We start from the raw sequence: 25,843 nt of genomic DNA, 5'->3' as shown, positions 1-25,843 counted from the left end.
GTCGTTTCTCCGTGTCGTACAGTCCGCACGAGCGCAAGTCCCTGCGTATCGGCCCGGTTCGGCGTGGCCAAAGTTCGCAAATCCGGAAACATCAGGCCCTCCGGATCACCGCTGCAGCAGGCGCCCGAGGCAACCGGGCGCGGCAAGATCGTGGCGCAATTCCGTGAATACCTCCCCGTAACCTCGGCTTTTCGACGGATTGGCCGCCGGGGAGGTAGCCGACAATTCGTATCCATGCAAGGCGGATCCCAGCGCGCGGCCGCCTCCGGAATGACGAAACGGTATTCGTCACCACGTGCACTTTGTCGAGGCAGACATGTCAAGCAACATTACGATCACGGACGAACTCGTATCTGAAATCGCAAACCGGATGGCCGACGAGGGCCAGAAGGTGTCTCCGGTGGCCATCTGGAACGAAGTCCATACCGGTTCGGTGGTCGCGGTGTCCGCGGCATTGCGTAAATGGCGCGAAACGCGCGCCGCGCGGGTGCCGCAGGTCGTCGAGCGTCCGGCTTTGCCGGAAACCGTGACGGACACGATGCGCGATGCGCTCGACCGGCTGTGGACGTCGGCGCAGGACGAGGCCGAGCGCGCGGTGGCGCGACGCCTCGCCGCGATGCGCCAGCGCGTCGAGGACGCCAGCAACGAGCGCGACGACGCGCTAGCCGAACTGCAAACCACCGTCCAGGAACTAGATGCGCTGCAGGTCGAGTTGAACAAGATCACGAGCGCCTACGACGAGAAGGTCGATGCAGTGGCCGGGCTCGAAGAGGACATCGCGCTCGCGGTGCAACGCACCGACGCAGCGGAGAAGCGCGCGCAGCAGCTCGCCGATCGCGTTTCGCTGCTCGAAGCGGAACTGGAGCGCGCGGAACAGGCCGCGGAGAGCGGTGCGATTGCACGCGACGAAAGCGAGACCGTAGGCGAAAGCGAGATGGCGAGCGAGTCGGCAGCAGCAGCCGTCGAAACGCCGGTCGGCGAAGCGGAGCGCGCGGCATTGGAGGCGGCGCATTCCGAAGCGGTCGCCCGTCTTGAAAGCGAGCTCGAAGCGATTCGCGTGGAACTGCAGGCCGAGCAGGAAGCGCACGCCGCCCGACGTGACGAAGTCGCGGGCGCGCAGGCTGAACGGGATGCCGCCGCGCTTGAATTGCAGACTGCCCAGACGCAAATCGCCAGCCTGACCGATGAGCGCGGCGCGGACGCCTCCGAAATCGCGAGGCTGTCGGCCAGCTTGTCCGAAGCGCAGGAGCGCGCCGACGCGGAGCAGCAGCGCGCGGCCGAACTGGCCGAGAGCGCGGCAGCGAGCGAACAGGCCGAGGGCGCGGAGTCGGCGTCGCCGTTGGCTGTCGACTCGCAGGAGCTCGAAGCATTGAAGGCGCAGATCTCGCGCGACGCGCAAGCGCATGCCGCCGCGATTGCCGAAGCGCGGGAGACCGTCAGGAAATGGTCCGAGTACTCGAACGCACTGAAGCAGCAACTGGCTCAGGCGAATGAAAAAATGGTGGTTGTCGTTGCCCGCGGCGCAGGCGAAGCAACGTTGAGCCGCCGGCTTGCCGCTGAACTGGGCCAGCTCAAGCCGGAGCATGAATTGCTGCGCAATGAAATTCAGCAGCAAGTGGTCGTCGAAACGATCAACGCTCACCTCGAGAAACAGGGCTATCGCTACGACGAGAAGACGGGTGCGGTGTCGAAGCTGAACACCGAAAGCACACCGGCGTGACGGTACTGTTGATTGGATGACGCGCGTCGCGGGTAGGGCGACGCGCATTGTGCTCGTAGGAAAGGTGGCGCTGTTGGTGTCGTTCGCTTCGGCGATACGGCTCGGCAGCGCCGTTTGTTTTTTGCGCGCTAGAAATCAGCGACCAAGCCGAAGATCGCTGTGAAGCCGCCGGGATATGGCGTTCCGTTGAGCGGATAGTCGAGCGAATAGGGCGCCGCGAATAGAGCGCCCCGTGGCAACGCTGGCCGTTCTATCGGCGAGAGCCGGTCGACCGCTGCACGCGCCATCCACGTGACCATCGTTGCCGGACGGGCCAGCTAGCTCATTCCGAAGCAGGAACACCTGCCGGCACACTGTGCCGCGACCGCGAACCGTCGTTCGATGCAAACAGGTAGTAGGTCACGGCCGTCGCCACCAGGCCGACGATCCAGGAGACGTCCGCACCGCCCATGATCGATGCCCACGGACCGTGGAAGAAGCTCTCTTCCATGAACGGAACCTGAATCGCGATACCGAAGATGTAAATCGCAATCGCCTTGAAATTGAACGAGCCGTACACGCCGCCGTTGTTGCTGACGATCTCGGACACGCGGTAGCGCCGGTTGCTGATCAGGTAGAAGTCGACCAGATTGATCGCTACCCATGGCGCGAGCACGATACGCATCGCGAAGATCGCATTCAGGAAGATCGCGATGAAGTTGCTCGAAGCCCACAACGCGGTGACGGTGGACGAAACCAGCAGCACCGTCGACACGACGATGCGAACGTTGCGGCCCGGCACCCAGTTCGGACGGAACGTTTGCGCGGCGGTAATGAACGACAGCACCCCGCCATACAGATTCATGCCGTTGTGCCCGATGATATTGACCAGGAACAGCAGGATCAGAACGTAGCCGAACACGCCGGTTTGCGCGCGAATGGCTTCCATCGGATCGGTGGCGTGGCTGGTGCTGATCGCCAGTACGCCGAACAGGAATGCGAAGATCGTGCCGAGCGACGTGCCGAAATACGTGAACGCGAAGGTCTTCGCGAAGCCGGTGGTGGCCGGAAGGTAGCGCGAATAGTCGGACGTGTAGGGCGCGAAGCTGATTTGCCAAACGGCGCAAAGCCCGAACATCGCGAACCAGTTCGACACGTCGAAATGGCCTTGCTGGAAAATCCGCGCGTCGAGACCGGGCGCCATCATGATCATGCCGATCAGCAGCGCGCCACCCATGAACCATGCGCCCACCTTGTTGAAGCGGTGAATGAAGTGATAGCCGATTACGCCGACGAGCGTCGCGAGAATCGCGCCGAGCACGGTGCCGACCGCCACGGGCACCGCGGGCGCGGCGGTGTGCAGCGTCTTGCCCGCGAGGATGATGTTCGACACGAAGAAGCCGAGATAAATCAGCGTGGTGAAACCGACCACGAGCAGCGAGCCATAGCGGCCAAACTGCGCGCGGCTTTGAATCATCTGCGGCACGCCGACGAGCGGACCTTGCGCGGAGGTCAGCGCATGGAAAATGGCGCCGAAGAACTGACCGGCGGCGATCGCGAGAATCGCGCTCACCACGTCCAGGTGAAAGACCAGTACCGAAGTCGCGCCGGAAATCACCGCAAGCGGCGCGACGTTCGTGCAGAACCACAGGGTGAACAGATCGACGGGTTTGCCATGCCGATTCGCGGGAGCGACGTACTCGATCGAGTTGCTTTCAATAGTCAGAACGCTGTTATCGTTCGACGGGCTTTTCATAGTGTCTCCATTTTTATTGCACAGGCGGCACCCTGCCACGTTCGATGAACGCGACATGGCGTCGCCCTTTACGGCTTTGAAGTGGTGCAGCAGGAAAAGGATCGCGGTCCGTCGCTCGTGGGAATGAGCGCGGACCGCGCGCCGGGCTCAGCGCATCACGAACGGATCGCTGATCGGCTCGTCCGAGGTGCGCAGCCATACCGACTTCGTCGTCGTGTACTCGAGCGCGGCGGCCATGCCGCCTTCGCGCCCGTGGCCGGAAAGTCCGAAGCCGCCGAACGGGACGAGCGGCGACACCGCACGATAGGTGTTGATCCAGACGATTCCCGAGCGCACGCGCTTCGAAACGCGATGCGCGCGAGTCAGGTTGGTGGTGAAGATGCCCGCGGCGAGACCGTAGGCGGTGCTGTTCGCCTTGTCGATCGCCTCCTGCTCGGTCGCGAACGTATCCACCGAAAGCACCGGCCCGAACAACTCCGTCGTGATGCTGTCCGCGTTGCTCACGCCGGTGCAGTCGAGAATCGTCGGCGCGTAATAGTAGCCGTCGCGCTCCAGCGTCTTGCCGCCCGCGAGTACCCTGGCGCCCTGAGCCACCGAGCTCGCGACGACCTTCTCGATGTTGCGCAGTTGCCTGTCGGTGCAAAGCGGCCCGTATTCGGTCGTCATCTCGTTGGGTGAACCCACGCGTATGCGCGACACGCGCTCCACCAGCAGCGCGAGAAACTGCTCTTTCACGGAGGCTTCGACCAGCAGCCGCGAGCCCGCCACGCAGCTTTGACCGCTCGCCGCGAAAATGGCCGCGACCTGCGCGTTCACGGCGCTCTGGATATCGGTATCGGCGAACACGATGAAGGGCGACTTGCCGCCCAGTTCCAGCGACACCTTCGCGAGGTTGTTCGACGTGTTCGAGACGATGTGCCGTGCGGTTTCCGGGCCGCCCGTGAAGGCAACCTTGTCGACCTTCGGATGGCTGCTGAGAACCGCGCCGCATTCCGGCCCGAAGCCGGTAATCACGTTGACGACGCCCGCCGGGAAGCCGGCCTCGTGCACGAGCTTCGCGAATTCGAGCAGCGGCCCCGGCGCCTCCTCGGAAGCCTTGAGCACGACCGTGCAACCGGCGGCGAGCGCCGGCCCGAGCTTGACGGCGGATAGAAACAGCTGGCTGTTCCACGGGACGATGGCGGCGACCACGCCGACAGGCTGCCGTTCGAGCCAGACCTGCATGTCCGGCTTGTCGACGGGAATGTTGCTCCCTTCGATCTTGTCGGCGATCCCGGCGTAGTAGCGGTAGTACTCGGCGACGTAAGCGATCTGACTGGACGTCTCGCGAATGATCTTGCCCGTGTCGTTCGTTTCGATTTCAGCGAGTCGCGGCGCAGCCTTTTCGACGAGCGCTGCCAGCTTGTACAGCAGCTTGCCGCGCGCCGAGGCGGTGAGACCGGCCCACGCGGAATCGGTCAGCGCGCGGTTGGCCGCCTCGACCGCGCGGTTGACCTGCTCCGTGCGCGCTTCCGGCATCTGGGCCCACGCTTTGCCGGTGGCCGGGTTCACGCTCGCGAAAGTGGCCGCGCCGGGTTCGAACTGTCCGTCGATATACAGCTGAAAATGCGAATCCATGGAGTCGGCCCCTTATCTGAACGCAGGCATCACGTGGTTGATCATGCGTTCGAGCGACGCCTTCTTACGCTCGAAGCTCATGCCCGTATCGATCCAGAACGAGTACTCGTCGAAGCCGAGCGCCTCGTAGGCCTTCAGGCGCCCGATCACTTCCTCGGGCGTGCCGATCACGTTGTTCTTGCGCATCGCCGCGGGTGTGTAGAACGGGTGAGCGGCAATCTCTTCCGGGCTCAGCGTCTTGATCATGCCGCGGCTGATAGGCCGCTCGTTCTTGAACCACGCGCCGAAGTAGTTGTAGAACGTGTTCACTTCGTCGGCCGCGACCTGCGCGTCGTCCTCGCTGCCCGCGACATAGGTGTGACGCAGCAGCATGATCTGCGGACGCGGCAGGTTGCTGAACTTCTCGCACGCGGCATTGAAGTGGCCAACCAGCTTCTCGACCTCTTCGTCGCCCAGATGCAGCGGCGTCACCTGCACGTTGCAACCGTTGGACACCGCGAACTCGTGGCTGTTCGGGTCGCGCGCGGCCACCCAGATCGGCGGATGCGGGCGCTGTAGTGGTCGCGGTGAAGACGTCGTGGAAGGGAATTTCCAGAACTCGCCTTCGTGCGCGTAGTCGCCTTCCCACAGTTTTTTCACGGCCGGAATCAGTTCGCGCATGCGTTGACCCGCGCCCCACGCGTCGAGCCCCGGATGCAGGCGTTCGTATTCGAACGAATAAGCGCCGCGCGCGATGCCCAACTCCAGGCGGCCGTTCGAAATGATGTCGGTCATCGCCGCTTCGCCGGCGAGCTTGATCGGATGCCAGAACGGCGCGATGACCGTGCCGGTGCCGAGCCGCACGTTCTTCGTCTTGTTCGCGAGGTCCGCGAGATTGATGAACGGATTCGGCGCGATCGTGAAGTCCATGCCGTGGTGCTCGCCGGTCCAGACGGCGTGCATGCCGCCGCGGTCAGCAATCTGGCAAAGCTCGACCATTTCGTCATACAGCTGCTTCTGACTGGTCTGCTCGGAGACGCGCTCCATGTGAACGAAGAGTGAGAATCGCATGATGTAACCTTTCAGGAATGAAGCGGGCGGACTGTGCCGTTGCTGTGGTCGCCGAAGTACAACCCGTAACTTTTCAACTGGCTTTCCTTGCGGTAGCGGTGGAGCATGCTGGCCAAGGCGCTGTCCTGCAACGCTTCGGTCTCGATGTCGTCGAGGCTGATGAATTTGCCCGAGGCGTCACCCGAAGCGGCGAGTTCGTCCGGCGCGCTGCACAGGAACGAGATGTACTGGTAGTGGGTTTCGGTGTTGTTGTAGGCCGAATAGATGAAGCTTGCCGATGCGTCCGGCTGATACTTGCTGAAGATCTCGGCGAGTGCCTTGTCGGCGCCTTCCTTGCCGATCTCCTTCGACGGGAGTCCCCATTTGTCCTCCGCCGATTTCACCAGCAGCACCTTGTCGTCGCGCGCGATGATCGCGCTGACGATCACCTTCGGGCCCGCGATGACTTCGGCCGACACCCTGGCCGGCGTGAAATAGCCGCCGCGGTAGTAGCCGAGGCCCGCGTATCCGGCCGAATGAAACGCCTCGACCTTGCCGACGATCAGCGCATGGTCGCCCGCGTCGATCACCGCGTGCGTGGTGCAGTCGAACCACGCGCTAACGCCGTCGATCAGCGGGTTGCGGTGCTCGCTCAGATGCCAGCCCACGTTGGCGAAGCGATCGTCGCTCGGTCGCGCGAACGTGTTGGACAGATCTTTTTGCCCTTCCGCGAGGATGTTGATCGCGAAGTGCCCAGTGGTGGAAAACATCTGGTAGTTGCTCGACGTCTTCGCGATGCTCACCAGCAGCAACGCGGGGTCGAGCGAAACGGACGAAAACGAATTGGCGGTGAAGCCGAGCGGCTTGCCGTCGTCGCTGGCGGTGGTCACGATCGTCACGCCGGTCATGAACGCGCCGAACGCGTCGCGCAGTTCGCGGGTGTTGAGTTTCGCTGCTTCACGGCTAACTTCACAGCTAACTTCACGGCTAACTTGCTGGCTGTCTTGCTGACTCGTCTGTTGGCTCATTTCACACTTCCGCTTCGTGGTTTTCCGTCTGCGGCGCCGTCTGCAACCAGGCACGCAGCGCGCGATTGACTTCCTGAGGCGCGGTCAGATTCACCATATGCCGCTCGTTCTCGATCACGACCGCGTGACCGCGATGGGCGGCTCGGGCCATCTGTCTGGCCATTTCCGGCGTCGAGTTCGGATCGTCGGAGCCGGTGAGCACGAGGGCAGGGCAGGCGATCGTGTTCCAGCCGTCCGCATACATGTCGTCGCCGTTCGCGAAGGCCGTATAGGCGGTCGCGTAGCCACTGAGGTTGACCGACATCAGCCACGACTCGACCCGTAGCGCGGCAACGCGCTGCGACTCCTCGGCCGTGAACCAGCGCTGCAACGGCGTGGCCACGTCGATGGCGCCCGAGTGCAGTTCGGCCGCGCGACGCAGCACGGCATCGCGCGCTTGCGCGGTGCGTCGATAAACGCCGTTCAACACGGCGACGCGCTTGACCAGATCGGGGCGCGTGACCGCGACGCCCGCGGCGATCAACGAACCCATCGAATGGCCGGCCAGATTGACCGGGCCCATGTCCAGCGACTCGATGAAACCCGCTGCCCACTCGACGAACTGTTGCAAGCCCGCACCCGGTTCCAGCGGATCGCTGCGACCGTGGCCCGGCATATCGACCGAGATCACCCGGAACTCGTGCGCCAGCGCTTCGATCTGCGGATACCAGGCGAGCGCCTGCATGCCTACGCCGTGGATCAGCACCAGCGGTTCGCCGGTGCCGTGCTCCAGATAGTGCGCGACGCGCTTAGTTGACAGCTGCAGGGTTCTTGACGTCATTTCCGAGCTCTGCGAGGTCTTTGTAGCGGTCGCCGATGCGGTGATGCGGGCGGCCCCCAATCGAGGCACCAATCGCGATCACGAGTTCGTCCTCGGCCGGCGCGTCGGCAATCGCGAACTGCAGCGTCAGGTAGTGCGAACGGCGGCCTTCGTCGTTCTTGTCCATCATCGGAATCAGCAGCGGCGCGTTGGCGGGGCCGCGCGTGTTGTTGAACGCCAGATACGACTTCGCACCGACGGCCGAGCGATAGATGTTGCCGAAGTGCAGCGTGTGGATCAGCGCGGACGCATGCTCGATCTCACCCGCAAGGCCGACGATCGCGCTCTTGCCGAACGCTTCGACCGCTTCGCCCGAACCGGCTTCGTCGATGATCAGTTTGGTCAGGTGCTCGCTCAATTGCGGCGCGAGCGCGCGAATCTCGGGAGACAGGTCTTCCACATAACCGCGGCCCGCCCACGGGTTCTTGATCACCGCGGCCGCGCCGATCATTTTCAGCGGCTTGGCGGCGACTTTGTCACCGTCGACGAAGACGGTCTCGACATGGAGGATGGATTTGCGAATCAGGCTCATGGCAACTTCCTGAGTGGGTTGGATGTGTGAGGCATTGTGGTATACCATGTTACGGCATGCCATGAGTGTTAACCCGGGGCGTCGCTGAGAGCCGCGTCCGGCGGGGAAAAAGGGCGTTTTTGCGAGGGATTGGATTGCGATCGTTGACGCCAAAATGACGCGGCGCGCGATTCGTCAGGCCATCAACGAAGCGGCAGGCATTGCGCAAACCATTGTGGATTCAAGGAGGAGATATGGCTGCATACTGGATCGCCCACGTGACCGTGCTCGACGGGGCGAAATACAAGGGCTACACGGACATCGCACCGCAGGCGTTCAACAAATACGGCGCGGTGTTTCTCGCGCGCGGCGGCGCGTCGGAGGTGCTGGAAGGCGAGTCGTTCGAGCGACACGTCGTGATTCGGTTCAGGGACATGCAAACGGCGCTCGACTGCTATCACTCGCCCGAATATCAGGCCGCCAAACAGAAGCGCGATGGACATTGCCGGGCGCAGATCACGATCGTCGAGGGCTTGGGCGGCTGATTGTGCCCTTGCATGCAAGCCTGGACGTCAGATAAGTCATAATATGGCATTCCACGCCCGCACCCCGCGGGCGGGCCTTCGTCCACCGTCCCACTGCCGCCTATGCAAGACCTCAAAATCGACCGCAATGTCAAAACCTTGCGTGAGCTCACGCTCGACAAACTGCGCGCCGCGATAGTCCAGGGATATTTCCGGCCGGGCACCCGACTCGTCGAACGCACGCTGTGCGACGAGCTTGGCGTGAGCCGCACCGTCGTGCGCGAGGTGCTGCGGCATCTGGAGACCGAAGGTCTGGTCGAGATCGTCGCGCGGCAAGGACCGATCGTCGCGCGGCTCGACCCGGCTCAGGTCGGCGAGATCTATGAGTTGCGCGGGCTTCTCGAAGCGAACGCCGCGCGCGCCTGCGCCGAGGGCGCCACGCCGGAAGTGGTGCGGCAACTGCGCGAGGTCCGCGCGGTCATCGAAGACGCATTCGAAAAACGCGATTTGCCGCGCGTGCTCGAATACACCGAGCGCTTCTACGAAACGCTGTTCGAAGCCGCGAAGAAACAGGTGTCGCTGGCGGTCGTCACGTCGCTCAACGCGCGCATCAACCGCCTGCGCGCGTTGACCATCGCGACGCCGGGGCGCGGCGGCGACTCGAACCGCGAAATGAACCAGCTGCTCGACGCGATCGAGCGGCGCGACGGCGACGCGGCCGCCGCGGCGTCGTTCGCGCATATCAAGCGGGTAGCTGAACTGGCTTTGGCGGTGCTTGCCGCGCAGAACGAGACGAGCGGCGACGCCTGAGCCCGTCTGTAGTCGTCCCTGCCAACGCCGCCGGCACATGCCGGCGGCTTTTTTTTGCCTGTTAGATCGGGCAAACACGCGCATAGCCCAAAGCGTGCCAGCGTAACCTTCCCAAATATCATGGTATTCCATAATACGTTGAGCATTGTTGTGGGCCATAAGATGGAATACCATAATCTCATCGATTGAGATTTGCGACTCGAAGCCTGAAAGGAGAACCCCATGACGTTGGAAGCGTTCACGCTGCGTGGCTGTGGTCTGCATCGCCATCTGGAGCGTGTCTGATGAAGCCCGATCTGTCGCCAACGCGTGCGATCTCGCATGGCCAGCAGGGTCGAACCGCGGGCACCTGCTACAGCGTGTACGTGCCGCAATCGGACGCCGCGCCCGAAACCGTTGTGCTGATCCACGGCGTGGGTATGAACCAGAGCGTGTGGGCGCCGCAGATCGATGCGTTGTCCGGATCGTTTCGCGTCGTGGTCTACGACATGCTGGGGCACGGCGACAGCGTGCTGCCGAGCGCGGAGCCCACGCTCGACGAATACGCGGCGCAGCTCGCGTCGCTGCTCGACGCGCTGCAGATCGAGCGGGCGCATGTGGTCGGGCATTCGATGGGCGCGCTAGTCGCACTCGAATTCGCGCTGACCCACCCGCAGCGCACGCTGAGCGTCGCCGCGTTGAACGCGGTGTACGACCGCACGCCGGCACAGCGCGAGGCGGTGATGACGCGGGCGGCCACGCTAGGCGACACGCGCGCCGACACTGGCGTCGACGGAACGCTGTCGCGCTGGTTCGGCGATCCGATTCCGGGGCACCTGACCCAGGCCGCGCAGGCGGTGCGCGCGCTGCTGCTTGCCGTCGATCCGGTTGGCTACGCTCGCACCTACCGCCTGTTCGCCAGCTCGGACGACGCGCACGTCGGGCGTCTCGCGAGTCTCGCGGTACCCGCGCTGTTTCTGACAGGCGAGGGAGATCCGAACTCGAGCGCGCAGATGTCACAGGCGATGGCGGCGGCAGCACCACGTGGCCGCGCTGAAGTCATCGCGAACGCGCGCCACATGATGAACGTCACCGACCCGGAGCGCGTGAACGCAAGCCTGCTTGCATTCCTCAACGAAGCATCGGCGGTGCGACGGACGAATGCCGCAACGACCGCGACAACGACCGCGAAAACTACCGCAGTACCAACCGGAGAACGCCATGGCTGAGCCGATCACCGCCCCGAGCGCGGAACCCGCTTTCGATATCACCGAATTTCGTCGCGCGCTCGGCGCATTCGTGACGGGCGTGACCGTCGTCACGACGATCCAGCCGGACGGCTCGCCGCGCGGCTTCACGGCGAATTCGTTCACGTCGGTGTCGCTCGATCCGCCGCTGATTCTGGTATGCATCGCGAAGACAGCGGCGAGTTACGCGGTGTTCTCGGACACGCGCCGCTTCGCGGTCAGCGTGCTCGCGGAAGATCAGAAAAACGTGTCGGGCGTGTTCGCGTCGAAGGCCGCGGACAAGTTCGCGCAAGTGCCGTGGAGCACGCGCAAAACGGGCGCGCCGGTGATGGATGGCGCGGCGGCGAGCTTCGACTGCACGACGCATGAGGTGGTCGATGCGGGCGATCACATCATCCTGATCGGTCGCGTGGTGGACTTCGTGCAAACGAGTTCGTCGCCGCTCGGCTATTGCCGTGGCGCGTACGTGAACTTCAGCCTGTCGCAGGACGCGCTGGCAGCGGCCGGTGCGCGCGCGAAAGTCGGCGCGATCCTCGAGCATCGCGACGGGCTCGTGCTCGTCGACACCGGCAAAGGCTTGGGGCTGCCAACCGGCATCAAGCTCGACCCGGCCAGCGACTCCGCGAGCCTGCACGGCGTGCTCGCCAGGCTCGGCCTGCAAGTGCATCTCGACTTCCTGTTCGCGGTATTCGAGGACGGCAGCGGCAAAGAGCCCGGCGTGCATATCTACTATCGCGGCCGCGTGATTCCCAACGCCTCGCCGTGGCTCGACAGCAGCGTGCGCATCGTGCCGCTGTCCCAGATTCCATGGGACGAAGTCAGCGACCCGGCCGTGCGCTCGATGCTCGAACGCTATGAACGCGAACGCAGGCAGGACGCGTTCGGCATTTATGTCGGCGATAGCGAAGCCGGCACCGTGCAGCCGCTCGGCATCGCTCATTGAACGCGGGGTACCGCGGCAACGACGCACCGAAGCGCTGCAACAGACAACTCACAACGATGAAGCCGGCGCGTTATCTCGCCGCCGGACCGACGAAGCAACACCCAACCGTATCCCGGAGACAGACATGAGCAGCAGAAGCATTCCGTTTATCGCGCCGTTGTTCGTTGCTTGCGCGACGACGCTCGCGGCAGCGTCCGCATTCGCGGCAGACCCGATCGTCTTCACGAGCTGGGGCGGCACCACGCAGTCGTCGCAACAGAAGAATTGGGCGCAGCCGTTCACGCAGGCGAGCGGCATCACCGTGTTGATGGATGGCCCGACCGACTACGGCAAGCTCAAGGCGATGGTCGATAGCGGCAACGTGAGCTGGGACGTCGTCGATGTGGAAGGCGACTTCGCGTACGCCGCGCAAAAGGCCGGCCTGATCGAGCCGATCGACTACTCGGTCGTGAAGAAGGACGAACTGGACCCGCGCTTTGCGACGCCGGACGCGGTGGGCAGCTTCTATTACTCGTTCGTGCTCGGCTACAACAAGTCGAAGTACACGGGCGCGCAGCCGCAGACGTGGGCCGATCTGTTCGATACGAAGAAATTCCCGGGCAAGCGCACGTTCTACAAGTGGTCGGCGCCGGGCGTGCTGGAAATCGCGCTGCTCGCCGATGGCGTGCCGCCCAACAAGCTCTATCCGCTCGACCTCGATCGCGCGTTCAAGAAGCTCGACACGATCAAGAGCGACATCGTCTGGTGGAGCGGCGGCGCGCAGTCGCAGCAACTGCTCGCGTCGGGCGAAGCGCCGATCGGGATGTTCTGGAACGGGCGTTTGCATGCGCTCGCGCAGACCGGTGTGCCGGTGGCCATTTCGTGGAACCAGAACCTGACCGCCGCCGACATGCTGGTGATTCCGAAGGGCGCCAAGCACCGCGCGGAAGCGATGAAGTATCTGGCGGCCGCCACGAGCCCGCAGGCACAGGCGAAATTCGCCGCCGAGACGGGCTACGCGCCGATCAACGTGAAGTCGGCCGCACTGATGCCGGCCGCGATGGCGAAGACGCTGCCCGACCAGTACAAGGACTCGCAGATCAATCTCGACATGAAGTACTGGGCCGACAACCGCGACGCGATTGCGAAGCGGTGGTACGCGTGGCAATCGAAATAACCGGGATAGACCGACGCTAGAGCCGTGCGCCGCGCCGCGAACCGGCGCGCAGAGAGACACCGAGCAGGAGACATCATGCCCAACATAATGAGTACCGTCGCGCATCCACCCGCGATGGCCGCGCGCAAGCGGCGCGACTGGCGCAGCATCTGGCTGCTGACGCCGGCCATGCTGCTGCTGCTGATCTTCTTCCTGCTGCCGGTGCTGTCGCTGCTGTTGCGCAGCGTGCTCGAGCCGACCCTGGGACTGGAGAACTATCAGCAACTGGTTGGTTCGACCACGTATCTGCGGGTCTTCGGCAATACCTTCCTCGTCGCGACGGTCGTGACGCTGGTCACGGTGCTGGTGGGCTTTCCGATGGCGTGGCTGCTGGCGATCGCGCCGCGCAAGCTGAGCTCCTTTCTATTCGCGATCCTGCTGCTGTCGATGTGGACCAACCTGCTCGCACGGACTTTCGCGTGGATGGTGCTGTTGCAGGGGACGGGTCCGATCAACCGCGCGCTGATGGCGATCGGCCTGATTCACGAGCCGCTCGCGCTCGTGAACAACCTCACCGGCGTGACGATCGGTATGACGTACATCATGCTGCCGTTCCTCGTGATGCCGCTGCACGCAACGCTGCGCGGCATCGACCCGTCGACGCTGCGGGCCGCCGCAGTCTGTGGCGCGAGCCGCTGGCAGGCCTTCTGGCGGATCCTCGTGCCGCTCGCGATGCCGGGCGTAGCCTCCGGCGCGCTGATGGTATTCGTGATGGCGCTCGGCTACTTCGTCACGCCCGCGCTGCTGGGTGGCCCGTCTTACATGATGCTCGCCGAACTCATCGCGCAGCTCGTGCAGGAACTGCTGAACTGGGGTCTCGCCGGTGCCGCCGCTTTCGTACTGCTGAGCGTGACGCTCGTGCTCTATGCGTTGCAATTGCGCTTCACCGGCAGTGCGCGCGCCATTCAGGGAGGACGCTGACATGTTGCTCGATTTCGATCGTCTCGGTGGGCTACGCTGGGCGTTGGTGGCGATAGGCGCGGCCGTCGCACTGTTTCTGTTGCTGCCGATCGTGTTCATCGTCGCGCTGTCGTTCGGCGATTCGCAGTGGCTGATTTTCCCGCCGCCGGGCTGGACGCTGGAGTGGTATCGGCAGCTTTTCACCGACGCGGGCTGGATCGACTCGCTGCTCACGAGCGCGAAGCTGGCCGTGATCGTCATGGCGCTGTCGGTGCTGCTCGGCTTTCTTGCCTCGCTGGCGCTGGTGCGCGGCAAGTTCCGCGGCCGCGAAGCGGTGAAAGGCTTCTTCCTGACACCGATGGTGCTGCCCGTCGTCGTTCTGGCCGTCGCGCTGTACGCGTTCTTTCTGCGCATCGGCCTGAACGGCACGATGACCGGCTTCGTGCTCGGCCATCTGATCATCGCGCTGCCGTTCTCGATCATCTCTATCAGCAACTCGCTGGTGAGCTTCGATACGGCGCTCGAAGACGCGGCGCTGATCTGCGGCGCGTCACCGCTCACCGTGAAGCTGCGCGTTACCCTTCCCGCGATCCGCCTCGGCCTGTTCGCCGCTGCGATCTTCGCGTTTCTCGCATCGTGGGATGAAGTCGTGGTGTCGATCTTCATGTCGAGCCCGACACTCCAAACGCTGCCCGTGCGTATCTGGTCGACGCTGCGGCAGGACCTGACGCCCGTCGTTGCGGCGGCGTCTTCACTGCTGGTCGCGTTGACGACCGTATTGATGCTGGCGGGCGCGGTGCTGCGCCGCGTGCGCTAACCGAGGTAAACAAGCCATGACCGAATTCCTGCAAATCCAGCGTCTGCGCAAGACCTACGACGACGTGGTCGCCATCGACCAGGTTTCCCTCGATGTGCGCAAGGGCGAATTCATGACGTTTCTCGGACCGTCCGGTTCGGGCAAGAGCACGACGCTGTATATCGTCGCGGGCTTCCAGGAGCCCACCGACGGCCGCGTGCTGCTCGACGGCAAGCCGTTGCTGGCGGTCGCGCCGAACAAGCGCAACATCGGTATGGTGTTTCAGCGCTATACGCTGTTCCCGCACCTGACGGTAGGCGAGAACGTCGCGTTTCCGCTGCGCGTGCGCCGCCGCCCCGAAGCCGAAATCAAGGCCAAGGTCGACAAGATGCTCAAGCTCGTGCATCTGTCCGAGTGCCGCGACCGGATGCCCGCGCAGCTGTCGGGCGGGCAGCAGCAACGCGTGGCGATCGCCCGCGCGCTGGCCTACGATCCGCCCGTGCTGCTGATGGACGAGCCGCTGTCCGCGCTCGACAAGAAGCTGCGCGAGGAAATCCAGCTCGAATTGCGCCGCATCCACCAGGAGACGGGTGTGACGATCCTGTACGTCACGCACGACCAGGAAGAAGCGCTGCGGCTGTCCGACCGCATCGCGGTGTTCAACAAAGGCCGCATCGAGCAGGTGGGCACCGGCGAGGAGCTGTACGCGAACCCGGCGTCGCGCTTCGTCGCGAGCTTCATCGGCAATTCGAATTTCCTGCCGGTGAAGGTGACGAAGAATAGCGAAGGCCGCATGAACGGCGTGTTCCCGAATGGTCACGAGATCGCCTCGGATGCCTTCAGTCGCGACCTCACCGCGGGCGACGAGGGCACCTTGATGATCCGCCCTGAACAGATGCGCATCAGCGCGCTGCAACGTGCAAGCGGCGTGAACGGCACGAGCGGCCTGCCTGTGACGGTGCGTGATATCACCTATCTCGGCGACGCGATGCACTACGCGGTGGCGACGCCGTGGCAGCAGGAAATCTCGATCCGGATGCCGGCCGCGCATCGCCACGACAGCGGCATCGCGATCGGCACCCAGGCGCTGGTCGACTGGGACGCACGCGATGTGCGCCTGTTCGCGCAAGCATGACGGCGGCTGCCATGAGCGGCTCACTGCCATCGCTGAAGGTTCAACGCCCGACCACCACGTTGCGCGAACTCGCGCTCGAGAAAATGCGCACGGCGATCCTGGAGGCCCATTTCCATCCCGGCGAGCGGCTCGTCGAGCGCTCGCTGTGCGAGATTCTCGGCGTGAGCCGCACCGTCGTGCGCGAGGTGTTGCGGCATCTGGAAACGGAGGGGCTCGTCGACTCGATACCGAACCAGGGGCCGATCGTCGCCGTGCTCGACTTCGAGACGGCGGCGGAGATCTATGAAATACGCGCACTGCTCGAAGGCGAGGCGGCAATGGCGTGCGCGCAGCATGCGGACGAGCACACGGTCACGGATCTCGCCGGCTTCATCGAGCAGATCCAGACGGCCTTCGAAGCGCAGGACCATCAGGCCGTCAGGGCGCTCACTTCGGCCTTCTACGAACGCATGTTCATCGGCGGCAAGAAGCATGTGGCGTGGGAGATCGTGCAGTCGTTGACCGCGCGCATCAACCGCCTGAGAGCGCTGACGATTGCCTCCGACGACCGCGGCCGCCAGGCCGTCGGCGAGATGCACCAGATCCTGTCGGCCATCGAGGCTCGCGATACCGCAGCCGCGCGCGAGGCCGCGATCGCGCACGTGCACAGAGTGGCCGAAATCGCCCGCAAGCTGCTGGCGGACGGGCACGAGCAGGCTGTGTGGCGTCAGGCGGGCTAGGGCCTGTTCACGCTAATAACGGGCTTGCGCTGGCCGCCAGAAGGGCCGAGCGCAAGGAGCATGACGCGGCGATCGGCCCTTCTGGCGGCCAGCCCCGCGATGGATTTTTTTGGAACAGGGGAACGTGTCTTTCCGCCCGTATTGCGGCGTCGGTCGTCGCTTGTTTGGCTCGGCCAAACGGCGCTCCTCGCTCCTTGCACTACAGGCGGAAAGGCACGTTCGCAAGCCCGTTATTAGCGTGAACAGGCCCTAGCACGCGTTCCCAATCAAACGACTGGCGCAGCGCGGCATCAACCGCATTTTGTGTATCAAAGGAAAGTAACGTGGAATTGAAGACCCTGTTGAAGGATGCGGCGCTTCTGCGCAATCAGGCCTACATCGACGGCCAATGGCGCGCCGCCGACTCGGGCGCGAGTTTCGACGTGTCGGACCCGGCAACGGGCGCAACGCTCGGCAGCGTTCCCTTGATGGGAGCAGCCGAAACGACGCGCGCAATCGATGCGGCCAACGCCGCATGGCCGGCATGGCGAGCGCGCACGGCGAAGGAGCGTGCGATTGTGATGCGTCGCTGGTACGACCTGATGATCGAGAACGCCGACGACCTCGCGCTGATCCTGACCGCGGAACAGGGCAAGCCGCTTGCCGAAGCGAAAGGCGAGATCCTTTACGGCGCGTCGTTCATCGAATGGTTCGCCGAGGAAGGCAAGCGCGTGGCCGGTGACACGCTGGCGTCGCCGGCGTCGGACAAGCGGCTCGTCGTCCTCAAGGAGCCGATCGGCGTATGCGCCGCCATCACGCCGTGGAATTTTCCGAACGCAATGATTACGCGCAAGGTGGGCCCGGCGCTCGCGGCGGGCTGCCCGATCGTCGTGAAGCCCGCCGAAGCCACCCCATTCTCGGCGCTCGCGCTCGCGGTGCTGGCCGAGCGGGCCGGCGTGCCCAACGGCGTGCTCAACATCGTGACCGGTGACCCGAAGGCGATCGGCGGCGCGATGACGAGTAGTCCCGTGGTTCGCAAGCTGTCGTTTACCGGATCGACCGGGGTGGGCAGACTGCTGATGGCGCAAAGCGCGCCCACGGTGAAGAAAGTCACGCTCGAACTGGGCGGCAATGCGCCGTTCATCGTGTTCGACGACGCCGATCTCGACGCTGCGGTGGAAGGCGCAATCGCATCGAAGTACCGCAACAACGGGCAAACCTGCGTGTGCACGAATCGCTTCTACGTGCATGAGCGGGTCTACGACGCGTTCGCATCGAAGTTGGCTGCGGCGGTCGAAGCCCTGAAAGTCGGGCACGGCATGGAGGGCGGCGTCACGCTGGGTCCGCTGATCAACGACGCGGCAGTTAGCAAGGTCGAGGCGCACATCGCCGATGCACTCGGCAAAGGGGCGTCGCTCGTCACCGGCGGCAAGCGGCATGCGCTCGGCCATGGCTTTTTCGAGCCCACGGTGCTGACCAACGTAAGCGCGCAGATGGACGTTGCGAAAGACGAGACCTTCGGCCCGCTTGCGCCGCTGTTCCGCTTTTCGAGCGACGAAGAAGTGGTGAAGCTCGCCAACGATACCGAGTTCGGACTGGCCGCCTACTTCTATAGCCTCGATATCGGCCGCATCTGGCGAGTGGCCGAGCAACTCGAATACGGCATGGTGGGCATCAATACCGGTCTGATCTCGAACGAAGTCGCGCCGTTCGGCGGCGTGAAGCAGTCGGGTCTCGGCAGGGAAGGCTCGCACTACGGCATCGACGATTACCTCGTGATCAAGTACCTGTGCATGGCGGTTTGACGTCGGTCCGAGAGTCAGCATGACGCACGGCCAAGCGTAGAATTGCGGGCGCAGCGGCGAGTCCATTCGTCGCCGGACCGGAGACCGATGGCTGATGGAAATCAAGTGGATCGAAGACTTCATCGCGCTCGCCCGCTATCAGAGCTTTTCCCGCGCGGCGGAGTTTCGCAACGTCACGCAGTCGGGTTTCAGCAGACGGATTCAGCAGCTCGAACAATGGGTCGGCGCCGATCTCGTCGATCGGAGCGGCTTTCCGCCGACCTTGACTCCGGCAGGGCAACTGTTTCGTGACGCGGCCGAAGACATTCTCGACAAGCTGTTCGATACGCGCGCCATCATTCGCACCGAACAGCGCATCGCGGGCACGAGCCTGCAGATCGCCGCGGGCCACACGATCGCGCTCAACTTCCTGCCCGCGTGGTTACGCACGCTTTCGAAGCACGTCGGCGAGGTGCGCGCGCGCGTGATTCCGGCGAACGTGCACGATTCGATACTGATGCTGGTCAACGGCAACTGCGAGCTGATGTTCGCTTATCACCATCCGCAGTTGCCGTTGCATCTCGATCCGGCCAGATATGAATGCGTGACCGTGGGCGTCGACACCTTCATGCCGGTATGCAGGCCCAATCAGCGGCTTGCGCACGCGTACCGTCTGCCCGGCGTGATCGAGCATCCGATGCCGTTCATCGCCTATACGGAGACCAGCTACTTTGGCCGCTGCTTCGCGTTGCTGATGGAGCAGAGCAAAGCGTCGCCCGCCTTGCATCTTCACTATGAATCCGACATGGCCGAGGTCGTGAAGAAGCTCGTGCTGGAAGGCGAGGGCGTTGCGTGGCTGCCGAAGAGCTCGATCGCGGCCGAACTCGACACCGGCCAACTCGTCGCCGCCGGCCGCTCGGAATGGCAGCTGGAGCTGGAGTTGCGCGTGTACCGCGACCTCACGAATCGCAGCGAACTTCTCGATACGCTGTGGCGGCACCTGCGAGCCTCGTCGGGGCCCGCCGCCTAGCGCCGATAGGGTTATCCCGCGTTATGCGAAACTTGCATAGCCGTATGCAACACTAGCATTCACGTCTTTTCTGCCGTCTCTAGAATTCCGTCCAGACACAAAAAACGGTACCTCGACATTCGATGTACCGGCCATTTCCGAGCGCGCGCCGGTTGCTGACGACCGTTCGTGCGCCATCCCAGGACGGAGACACATGAAGAATCGGCTTACCCTCTACATCCTCGCCGGCATGCTGCTCGGCGTGGCCGTCGGTTATGTCTGCCATCGCATGGCGGCCGATGCCGCGCAGGCGAAGGAGATCGCCGGCTACTTTTCCATCGTCACCGATATCTTCCTGCGGCTCGTGAAGATGATCATCGCGCCGCTCGTGTTCGCTACGCTCGTGTCGGGTCTCGCCGGCATGGAAGGCACGAGCGACGTGCGCCGCATCGGTCTGCGCTCGATCGCGTGGTTCCTGTGCGCGTCGCTGTTCTCGCTCGCGCTCGGCCTCGTGCTCGCGAATCTGCTTCAACCGGGCGCGGGTTTGCACATGACCCAGACGAGCGCTGATGTTGCCACCGGCCTCAACACGTCGAGCCTGAACTTCAAGGACTTCGTCACGCACGCGTTCCCCACCAGCATCATCGATTCGATGGCGCGCAACGATATCCTGCAGATCCTCGTGTTCTCGGTGATGTTCGGCATCGTGCTCAGCGTCATCAAGTCGGACTCGCGCGTCGCGCCGCTGATCGCCGGGGTCGAAGGGCTCGTGCCGACCATGCTGAAGCTGACCGATTATGTGATGCGTCTCGCGCCCCTGGGTGTGTTCGGCGCGCTGGCATCGGCAATCACCGTGCATGGCCTCGACGTGCTGACCACGTACGGCAAGCTCGTCGCCAGCTTCTATACGGGGCTCGCGCTGCTGTGGGTCGCGCTGATCCTCGCCGGCTACGCGTTTCTCGGCAAGCCGATCTGGGCCTTGCTCAAGGCGATCCGCGAACCGGCGATGCTGGCGTTCTCCACCGCGAGCAGCGAGGCCGCCTATCCGCGCCTGACGGAGAAGCTGGAGGAATTCGGCGTCGACAAGAAAGTGGTCGGTTTCACGCTGCCGCTCGGCTACGCGTTCAATCTCGACGGCTCGATGATGTATCAGGCGTTCGCCGCGATCTTCATCGCGCAGGCTTTCGGCATCGATATGCCGATCAGCACGCAAATCGTGATGCTGCTCGTGCTGATGGTCAGCAGCAAGGGTATGGCAGGCGTCGCGCGCGGCTCGGTCGTCGTGGTCGCGGCCGTGGCGCCGATGTTCCATCTGCCGCCATCGGGCGTCGTGCTGGTGCTCGCGATCGACCAGATTCTCGACATGGGGCGCACGGCGACCAACGTGATCGGCAACAGCATCGCGACGGCAGCCATCGCGAAGTGGGAGGGCAAGCGCGCGGCGCGCCAGCAACGCCGTGCGGCGCTGGCGACGGCTTCGTTCGGCCAGCTCGAAGGCGAGACGAAATGAGCGGCATCGACGCAACGGCTGCCACGAGCGCGCGCAAGTTCGGCGTGGTGGGTGGGCTTGGCCCGCTCGCAAGCGCGGACGTGTTCTTCAAACTGATCAAGTCGACGCCGGCCACGCGCGACGCCGAGCATTTCGATGCGATCTTCGAGCAGCAGCCGTTTCGCAGCGCCGATGCCGACAGCGAGACGTTGACGCAGCGCAAGCTGTACATCTTCGACCTGATCAGCAGCTTCGAGAAGCGCGGCGTGACGACGGTCGTGCTGCCGTGCTTTCTGAGTCACACGTTCATCGACGAACTGAAGGCCAATTCGCCGCTGCAGATCGTCGACATGATCGATGCGGTGCGCAGCCACGTGCGCAGAAGATTTCCCGCGGTGCGCCGCGTGGGCGTGCTCGCGTCGGCCCATACACGGCGCAAGCGCCTGTTCGAGAGGTACTTCGCGGCACCCGAGTTCGAAGTGATCCATCCGCGCATCGGCGACGGCATCGATTTCGTCACGCAAGCCGTCTATGCCGAGGATGGCGTGAAGAGCGGCAATCTGCGTGGCCGTCCGGTCGAGTTGCTGCGCGCGGCATGCGAGGATCTGATCGCGCAGGGCGCCAACGTCATCGTGCCGGGGCTCACCGAGATCGCGCTCGTCGCGGACGAACTCGGTGCGTTGCGCGTGCCGCTCGTCGATTCGAACCTCGCTTACGCGCAGTATGTGGTGTCCGGCCAGTACCACACGCCCGAGACGATCTTCAAGGTCGGCGTGGTGGGCGGCGTGGGTCCGGCGGCCACCGTCGATTTCATTCACAAGATCGTGCGCGCGACGCCCGCCAGGCGCGATCAGGATCACATCAAGCTGCTCGTCGAGCAGAACCCCCAGATTCCGGATCGCACGGAGAATCTGATCGGCGATGGACCCGATCCGACCATCTCGTTGTACGCGACCTGCAAGAAACTCGAAACAGGCGGCGCGGATTTGATCGCGATCCCGTGCAATACGGCCCATGCTTTCGTCGAGCGGATCCAGCCTTATCTCGGCGTGCCGATCGTCAATATGCTGACCGTGACGGTGCGGTATCTGCGCGAGTCGTTTCCCGCGCTGCGCTCGGTCGGTGTACTCGCGACCTCCGGCACGCTCGCGAGCGGCGTCTACGAGAAGGCGCTCGAATCGCAAGGCTTACGGCAGGTCGTTCCGGCGCCCGCGCTACAGGCGCGCGTGATGGAAGCGATCTATGGCAAGGAAGGCGTGAAGGCAGGATTCACGGCCGGGCAGTGCCAGCAAGACCTCGCCGCGGCGATCGACGGGCTCATCGCCGACGGCGTCGAAGCGATCGTTCTCGGCTGCACGGAACTGCCGCTGCTGCTTCGCGAGCCGTATGTAATAGGCGCGAACGGCGCACGCGTGAGCGTGGTCGATCCGACCGATGTACTGGCGAAGCAGTGTGTCGCCTGCGCGAGCGCACCGCCAGGATAACCCAACCGCATCAACCCACCAACGCGACGGACCTGCACACGACGTGTGCCGGATGACCCCGCTCGCCTGTCGATTTCAGAACCTCAGAGGTACTCATGCTTGCACCGACCGAACGTATCGAACACGACCTTCTCGGCGATCTCGCCGTGCCCGCGACCGCGTATTACGGCGTACACACGCTGCGCGCGCTGCAAAACTTTCCCATCACGGGCATTCCGATCGCCGCGTATCCGAACCTCGTCAACGCACTGGCGAGCGTGAAGGAAGCCGCCGCGCTGGCGAACCACGATCTTGGCCTGTTGAGCGCCGTGAAGAAGCAGGCGATCGTGCACGCATGCAGGCAGGTGCGCTCAGGCACCGCACACGAGCATTTCGTCGTCGATGTCATTCAAGGCGGCGCGGGCACGTCGACCAACATGAACGCGAACGAGGTGATCGCCAATCTCGCGCTCGAACATCTTGGACAACAGCGCGGCGAATACGCGGTTCTCCACCCGAACGAGGACGTGAACCTCGGCCAGAGCACCAACGACGTCTATCCGACCGCGCTGAAGATCGCCACGTACGCGGGAATCATGCAACTCGTCGACGCGATGGGCGTGTTGCGCGCATCGTTCGAACGCAAGGCAGTGGAGTTCGGCAACGACCTGAAGATGGGCCGCACGCAGCTTCAGGATGCCGTGCCGATGACGCTCGGCCAGGAGTTCAGCACTTTCGCGGTGATGCTCGGCGAGGACGAAGAACGGCTGAAGGAAGCGGCCCAGCTGATCTGCGAGATCAATCTCGGCGCGACGGCGATCGGCACCGGCATCAACACGCATCCGGAATACGCGCAGCTCGCATGCAAACACTTGAGCGACATAACGGGTATCGCGTTGACCACGTCGCCGAATCTGATCGAAGCGACGCAGGATGTCGGCTCGTTCGTGCAGCTCTCCGGCGTACTCAAGCGGGTCGCCGTGAAACTGTCGAAGACCTGCAACGACCTTCGTCTGCTGTCGAGCGGTCCTCGCGCTGGCCTCGGTGAGATCAACCTGCCGCCCGTGCAGGCGGGCTCGAGCATCATGCCGGGCAAGGTGAATCCGGTGATTCCGGAGGTCGTCAACCAGATCGCGTTCGAAGTGATCGGCAACGACGTGACGGTGAGCTTCGCCGCCGAAGCCGGTCAGCTGCAGCTCAACGCGTTCGAGCCGATCATCGCGCACAGCCTGTTCAAGAGCGTCGCCCACTTGCGCGCGGGGTGCCTCACGCTTGCGTCGAAATGCGTTGACGGCATTACCGCGAATCGCGAGCGGCTGCGCGCGATCGTCGAGAGCTCGATCGGCATCGTGACCGCGCTCAACCCGTACATCGGCTATACGCACTCGACCGAAGTCGCGAAGGAAGCGCTGGTGTCGGGGAAGAGCGTGGCGCAGATCGTGATCGAGAAGGGCTTGTTGAGTCAGGCGCAGCTCGACGAGATCCTTCAACCCGCGATGCTGACGCAACCACGAAAAATGACGTCGGCCGGATGAGCGACGGAGGCCTTTCCGGTCACAGGTCGCTGCATGCGCACGCGACTCTTTTAAACGATGAAGGAGACGAAAGATGAACATCGACACGTTCAATCGAAAAGCAATCCGGCTGTGCGGTTCTGCGGCCCTGCTGATCGCGGCACTCGGCGCGGGTACTTGCGCGCAGGCAGCCGACGCGCCGTCGCAACAGGCTAGCGCCGCCACGGCAATGCCGCGTGTTCTGGTGCTGGCCACCGGCGGCACGATTTCCGGAACCGCCGATCCCCGCTCGGCGATCGGCTACAACTCGGGCAACGTGAAGGGGCAGGAGCTGGTGCGCGGCGTGCCGGGCGTCGAGAAGCTCGCGACCATCAGCGCGGAGCAGATCTCGAACGTCGGCTCGCAGGACATGAACGACAAAATCTGGTTGCAGCTTGCGCATCGGATCGACGAGGCCTTCGAGCGCAACGAGGCCGACGCCGTCGTGATCACGCACGGCACCGATACGATCGAGGAAACCGCGTTCTTCCTGAACAACGTGCTGCGCTCCGACAAGCCGGTGGTGCTGGTCGGCTCGATGCGGCCGGGCGGTTCCACGAGCGCCGACGGTCCCAACAATCTGTACGAAGCCGTCGAAGTGGCCGCGAGCCCGCAGTCGCGGGGCAGGGGCGTGATGGTCGTGATGAACGACCAGATTCACGCGCCGCGCTGGATCACCAAGACCAATACCACCGCGGTACAGGCGTTCGCATCGCCGAATGCGGGCGCGATCGGTTATGTCGATCCGGCCAGCGTGCGCTTCGTCCAGCCGGCGGTGCCGTCGACGCGCGCTGCGCTGAGCCTGCCCGCGAATGGCCAATTGCCGCGCGTCGATATCGTCTACGCGCATAGCAACATGGATGGCCGCCAGATCGATCATGCGATCGCCGATGGTGCGAAGGGCATCGTCGTAGCCGGCGAAGGCGATGGCGACATGTCGAAGGAAGCGCTCGCGGCGCTCGACCGCGCGGCGGCAAAAGGCATCGTGGTGGTTCGCTCGACGCGGCTGGTGTCGGGGTTCGTGAACCGGAACGTCGAGGTGGACGACGACAAGCGCGGATTCGTGGCATCGCTCGATCTGAATCCGCAGAAGGCGCGCTTGCTGACGCAACTGCTGGTGGCCAATGGCGTGACCGACCCGGTCAAGGTGCAGCAGGCGTTTAGCGGGACGTGGTGATGGCTTGGGGGCGGCGTTGGCGGCGCCGCCCCGCACTCAGCGTCTGCAACGACGCGACAGGAAGCGGTGGCGCATGTTGGAGCGCCGTCGCTTGCGAAGGGCGCGGCGGGCTACGGAACGATGGTTCGCATCGTAGCGCCGCCGCTATGGTCAGTTCGATCAGGACTGGGGCGCCTGCCCGTCGGCCGACGTCGTCATTTCTCCAGGGCGGCGCAGCATCTTGTCGACTTCGCCAGCATGCATCTCCTCGACCTGGATCATCTGACGGGCGAACTCTTCGAGTGCAACCGAGCGGTCCTCGACCAGCGCCAGCAGGTCGCGATAATGCCCCAACGCGACGTTCTCGGCTTGCAACGACTCGCGCAGGATCGAAGCGATATCGAAGGTGTGCGAGTCGAGGAGGGGACCGATCGCAAGCGACGGATAGGCGCCCAGCGTGGTGATCCATTCTCCGGCCTGCTGCGCGTGCAGCAACGATTCATCTGCCTGCGCGCGCAGCCACGACTGGATCGGAATACGTCCGAAGCCGAAAACCAGAAACGAGTAGTGCGTATATCGCACGACGCCGGCCAACTCGGATTCGAGGATCCGGTTCAGCACCGCAACAACGTCTTCCTTGTTTATCTCGGCCATTTGATATCC

Annotated in this window: 23 protein-coding genes; 16 read left to right on the top strand and 7 right to left on the bottom strand. The window is 63.9% G+C overall.

All coding sequences use genetic code 11. The features are described from left to right. Positions 1-316: 316 nt before the first annotated feature. Positions 317-1,720, top strand: a complete 1,404-nt coding sequence (locus L0U84_RS34820; RefSeq protein WP_233857074.1) for a DNA-binding protein — start codon at positions 317-319, stop codon at positions 1,718-1,720. A 322-nt stretch (positions 1,721-2,042) separates the two neighbouring features. On the opposite strand, the gene L0U84_RS34815 is transcribed toward L0U84_RS34820, so the two are convergent. The 6 genes from L0U84_RS34815 to L0U84_RS34790 all read right to left on the bottom strand — a co-directional run bounded on the left by L0U84_RS34815 (position 2,043) and on the right by L0U84_RS34790 (position 8,520). Further along, positions 2,043-3,455, bottom strand: a complete 1,413-nt coding sequence (locus L0U84_RS34815) for a purine-cytosine permease family protein (RefSeq protein WP_233857072.1) — start codon at positions 3,453-3,455, stop codon at positions 2,043-2,045. 147 nt (positions 3,456-3,602) lie between these two features. Next, positions 3,603-5,072 (bottom strand): aldehyde dehydrogenase, encoded by a 1,470-nt coding sequence (locus tag L0U84_RS34810; protein ID WP_233857070.1) that lies wholly within the window; start codon positions 5,070-5,072, stop codon positions 3,603-3,605. Between the two features lie 12 nt (positions 5,073-5,084). Next, complete coding sequence (locus L0U84_RS34805) at positions 5,085-6,122, bottom strand: LLM class flavin-dependent oxidoreductase (RefSeq protein WP_233857068.1); 1,038 nt, start codon at positions 6,120-6,122, stop codon at positions 5,085-5,087. Positions 6,123-6,133: 11 nt separating this feature from the next. Continuing rightward, positions 6,134-7,129 carry a flavin reductase gene (locus L0U84_RS34800; protein WP_233857066.1) on the bottom strand — a complete coding sequence of 332 codons (996 nt, stop codon included), beginning with the start codon at positions 7,127-7,129 and terminating at the stop codon, positions 6,134-6,136. Position 7,130: 1 nt separating this feature from the next. Next, positions 7,131-7,949: an alpha/beta fold hydrolase gene (locus L0U84_RS34795; protein WP_233857064.1), complete on the bottom strand. Its 819-nt coding sequence runs from the start codon at positions 7,947-7,949 to the stop codon at positions 7,131-7,133. Further along, a complete protein-coding gene (locus L0U84_RS34790) occupies positions 7,918-8,520 on the bottom strand; it encodes an amino acid synthesis family protein (protein WP_233857062.1) in 603 nt (200 codons plus the stop codon). The genes L0U84_RS34795 and L0U84_RS34790 overlap by 32 nt, the downstream gene beginning before the upstream one ends. A gap of 233 nt (positions 8,521-8,753) precedes the next feature. Between L0U84_RS34790 and L0U84_RS34785 the strand changes: the two genes are divergently transcribed. The 15 genes from L0U84_RS34785 (at position 8,754) to L0U84_RS34715 (ending at position 25,201) form a co-directional block, all read left to right on the top strand. Continuing rightward, on the top strand, positions 8,754-9,044 hold the full coding sequence (locus L0U84_RS34785; protein WP_233857060.1) for a DUF1330 domain-containing protein: 291 nt from the start codon (positions 8,754-8,756) through the stop codon (positions 9,042-9,044). A 102-nt stretch (positions 9,045-9,146) separates the two neighbouring features. Continuing rightward, positions 9,147-9,833: a GntR family transcriptional regulator gene (locus tag L0U84_RS34780; RefSeq protein WP_233857058.1), complete on the top strand. Its 687-nt coding sequence runs from the start codon at positions 9,147-9,149 to the stop codon at positions 9,831-9,833. A 296-nt stretch (positions 9,834-10,129) separates the two neighbouring features. Further along, positions 10,130-11,041, top strand: a complete 912-nt coding sequence (locus tag L0U84_RS34775; RefSeq protein WP_442794123.1) for an alpha/beta fold hydrolase — start codon at positions 10,130-10,132, stop codon at positions 11,039-11,041. Beyond that, positions 11,034-12,002 carry a flavin reductase gene (locus L0U84_RS34770; RefSeq protein WP_233857054.1) on the top strand — a complete coding sequence of 323 codons (969 nt, stop codon included), beginning with the start codon at positions 11,034-11,036 and terminating at the stop codon, positions 12,000-12,002. The genes L0U84_RS34775 and L0U84_RS34770 overlap by 8 nt, the downstream gene beginning before the upstream one ends. Positions 12,003-12,126: 124 nt before the next feature. Further along, complete coding sequence (locus L0U84_RS34765; RefSeq protein WP_233857052.1) at positions 12,127-13,158, top strand: ABC transporter substrate-binding protein; 1,032 nt, start codon at positions 12,127-12,129, stop codon at positions 13,156-13,158. Between the two features lie 75 nt (positions 13,159-13,233). Beyond that, a complete protein-coding gene (locus L0U84_RS34760; RefSeq protein ID WP_233857050.1) occupies positions 13,234-14,118 on the top strand; it encodes an ABC transporter permease in 885 nt (294 codons plus the stop codon). A 1-nt stretch (position 14,119) separates the two neighbouring features. Then, positions 14,120-14,914 carry an ABC transporter permease gene (locus L0U84_RS34755; RefSeq protein WP_233857041.1) on the top strand — a complete coding sequence of 265 codons (795 nt, stop codon included), beginning with the start codon at positions 14,120-14,122 and terminating at the stop codon, positions 14,912-14,914. Positions 14,915-14,930: 16 nt separating this feature from the next. Then, positions 14,931-16,028 (top strand): ABC transporter ATP-binding protein, encoded by a 1,098-nt coding sequence (locus tag L0U84_RS34750; protein ID WP_233857034.1) that lies wholly within the window; start codon positions 14,931-14,933, stop codon positions 16,026-16,028. 11 nt (positions 16,029-16,039) lie between these two features. Then, complete coding sequence (locus L0U84_RS34745) at positions 16,040-16,747, top strand: GntR family transcriptional regulator (RefSeq protein ID WP_233857032.1); 708 nt, start codon at positions 16,040-16,042, stop codon at positions 16,745-16,747. 323 nt (positions 16,748-17,070) lie between these two features. Further along, positions 17,071-18,531, top strand: coding sequence for an NAD-dependent succinate-semialdehyde dehydrogenase (locus L0U84_RS34740; RefSeq protein ID WP_233857030.1), 1,461 nt, complete (start codon positions 17,071-17,073; stop codon positions 18,529-18,531). Positions 18,532-18,625: 94 nt separating this feature from the next. Then, on the top strand, positions 18,626-19,540 hold the full coding sequence (locus L0U84_RS34735; protein WP_233857028.1) for a LysR substrate-binding domain-containing protein: 915 nt from the start codon (positions 18,626-18,628) through the stop codon (positions 19,538-19,540). 193 nt (positions 19,541-19,733) lie between these two features. Continuing rightward, positions 19,734-21,029: a dicarboxylate/amino acid:cation symporter gene (locus L0U84_RS34730; RefSeq protein WP_233857026.1), complete on the top strand. Its 1,296-nt coding sequence runs from the start codon at positions 19,734-19,736 to the stop codon at positions 21,027-21,029. Then, entirely contained in the window at positions 21,026-22,492 is a 1,467-nt protein-coding gene (locus tag L0U84_RS34725; RefSeq protein ID WP_233857024.1) for an aspartate/glutamate racemase family protein, read from the top strand. The genes L0U84_RS34730 and L0U84_RS34725 overlap by 4 nt, the downstream gene beginning before the upstream one ends. Before the next feature lie 95 nt (positions 22,493-22,587). After that, complete coding sequence (aspA, locus tag L0U84_RS34720) at positions 22,588-24,006, top strand: aspartate ammonia-lyase (RefSeq protein ID WP_233857023.1); 1,419 nt, start codon at positions 22,588-22,590, stop codon at positions 24,004-24,006. A 73-nt stretch (positions 24,007-24,079) separates the two neighbouring features. After that, entirely contained in the window at positions 24,080-25,201 is a 1,122-nt protein-coding gene (locus L0U84_RS34715; protein WP_233857021.1) for an asparaginase, read from the top strand. 159 nt (positions 25,202-25,360) lie between these two features. On the opposite strand, the gene L0U84_RS34710 is transcribed toward L0U84_RS34715, so the two are convergent. After that, the gene (locus L0U84_RS34710) at positions 25,361-25,834 is read right to left on the bottom strand and encodes a ferritin-like domain-containing protein (RefSeq protein ID WP_233857019.1); all 474 of its coding nucleotides are present in this window, start codon (positions 25,832-25,834) and stop codon (positions 25,361-25,363) included. Positions 25,835-25,843: the final 9 nt, after the last annotated feature.

The organism is Paraburkholderia sp. HD33-4 (genome assembly GCF_021390635.1).
Lineage (GTDB): Bacteria > Pseudomonadota > Gammaproteobacteria > Burkholderiales > Burkholderiaceae > Paraburkholderia.
Note: the sequence above shows the minus strand (reverse complement) of the source record. Positions and strands in the feature narration are given on the sequence as shown.